Origin of the sequence: Photorhabdus akhurstii (genome assembly GCF_018448925.1) — a bacterium.
Lineage (GTDB): Bacteria > Pseudomonadota > Gammaproteobacteria > Enterobacterales > Enterobacteriaceae > Photorhabdus > Photorhabdus akhurstii.
Map to the genome: position 1 here is coordinate 1 of NZ_RCWE01000074.1, position 2,235 is coordinate 2,235.

The following is a 2,235-nucleotide window of genomic DNA, read 5'->3' on the forward strand; positions in this document are numbered from 1 at the left end:
AGCGTTAATCGGAATGACTGGGCGTAAAGCGCACGCAGGCGGTCAATTAAGTTAGATGTGAAATCCCCGGGCTCAACCTGGGAACGGCATCTAAGACTGGTTGACTGGAGTCTCGTAGAGGGGGGTAGAATTCCATGTGTAGCGGTGAAATGCGTAGAGATGTGGAGGAATACCGGTGGCGAAGGCGGCCCCCTGGACGAAGACTGACGCTCAGGTGCGAAAGCGTGGGGAGCAAACAGGATTAGATACCCTGGTAGTCCACGCTGTAAACGATGTCGATTTGGAGGTTGTGGCCCTGAGCTGTGGCTTCCGAAGCTAACGCGTTAAATCGACCGCCTGGGGAGTACGGCCGCAAGGTTAAAACTCAAATGAATTGACGGGGGCCCGCACAAGCGGTGGAGCATGTGGTTTAATTCGATGCAACGCGAAGAACCTTACCTACTCTTGACATCCTCAGAATTTGCTGGAGACAGCGAAGTGCCTTCGGGAACTGAGAGACAGGTGCTGCATGGCTGTCGTCAGCTCGTGTTGTGAAATGTTGGGTTAAGTCCCGCAACGAGCGCAACCCTTATCCTTTGTTGCCAGCACGTCGAGGTGGGAACTCAAAGGAGACTGCCGGTGATAAACCGGAGGAAGGTGGGGATGACGTCAAGTCATCATGGCCCTTACGAGTAGGGCTACACACGTGCTACAATGGCGGATACAAAGTGAAGCGACCTCGCGAGAGCAAGCGGAACACACAAAGTCTGTCGTAGTCCGGATTGGAGTCTGCAACTCGACTCCATGAAGTCGGAATCGCTAGTAATCGTAGATCAGCATGCTACGGTGAATACGTTCCCGGGCCTTGTACACACCGCCCGTCACACCATGGGAGTGGGTTGCAAAAGAAGTCGGTAGCTTAACCTTTTTGGAGGGCGCTGACCACTTTGTGGCTCATGACTGGGGTGAAGTCGTAACAAGGTAACCGTAGGGGAACCTGCGGTTGGATCACCTCCTTACCTGAGATAGGTTGAGTGCAGTGCTCACACAGATTGTCTGATGAAAGTCGAGAGCAAGGGAGTCTGCGAAGCCGACCATAGGGTCCCCTTCGTCTAGAGGCCTAGGACACCGCCCTTTCACGGCGGTAACAGGGGTTCGAATCCCCTAGGGGACGCCACTTGCGGGATAACGGGTGAAAGGCGTTGTCGATGTATCTTTAAGCGGATTTTAGGAATCTGTTTAGCGATATAAGCTCTTTAACAATCTGGAACAAGCTGAAAAATTGAAACACTCAGTAATATCGACAAGGTATTATTGAGGAGTCTCTCAAGCTGAACAATCCGAGACCTTTTCGGGTTGTGAGGTTAAGCGAATAAGCGTACACGGTGGATGCCTAGGCAGTCAGAGGCGATGAAGGACGTGCTAATCTGCGAAAAGCGTCGGTAAGCTGATATGAAGCGCCATAACCGGCGATGTCCGAATGGGGAAACCCAGTGCAATGCGTTGCACTATCATTAACTGAATCCATAGGTTAATGAGGCGAACCGGGGGAACTGAAACATCTCAGTACCCCGAGGAAAAGAAATCAACCGAGATTCCCCCAGTAGCGGCGAGCGAACGGGGAGCAGCCCAGAACCAGCATCAGCGATGCCATCAGAGGAACGGTCTGGAAAGGCCGGCGAGAGAGGGTGACAGCCCCGTACTCGAAGGTGGTATGGCTGTGAGTTCGACGAGTAAGGCGGGACACGAGAAATCCTGTCTGAAGAGGGGGGGACCATCCTCCAAGGCTAAATACTCCTGACTGACCGATAGTGAACCAGTACCGTGAGGGAAAGGCGAAAAGAACCCCGGCGAGGGGAGTGAAAGAGAACCTGAAACCGTGTACGTACAAGCAGTGGGAGCCCCACCACCAAAGCGTTTCGCTTTGCGTGGCGCACAAAATGCGTAACGTCATCTCAGATGACGGTTGGCGGAGCGGCAGCGACGCCCAACACACTAATCAAGCAGTGGAGCGTTTTGGGGTGGGGTGACTGCGTACCTTTTGTATAATGGGTCAGCGACTTATATTCTGTAGCAAGGTTAACCGTATAGGGGAGCCGCAGGGAAACCGAGTCTTAACTGGGCGAAGTAGTTGCAGGGTATAGACCCGAAACCCGGTGAGCTAGCCATGGGCAGGTTGAAGGTTGGGTAACACTAACTGGAGGACCGAACCGACTAATGTTGAAAAATTAGCGGATGACCTGTGGCTGGGGGTGA

The 2,235-nt window shown here is 53.2% G+C and carries 1 tRNA gene and 2 rRNA genes; all 3 read left to right on the forward strand.

Annotated elements, in window-relative coordinates:
- Window positions 1-998, forward strand: a 16S ribosomal RNA gene (locus EAE93_RS23745); the annotation flags it as partial.
- An 82-nt stretch (window positions 999-1,080) separates the two neighbouring features.
- Window positions 1,081-1,156: transfer RNA gene (locus EAE93_RS23750), tRNA-Glu, on the forward strand.
- A 185-nt stretch (window positions 1,157-1,341) separates the two neighbouring features.
- Window positions 1,342-2,235, forward strand: a 23S ribosomal RNA gene (locus EAE93_RS23755); the annotation flags it as partial.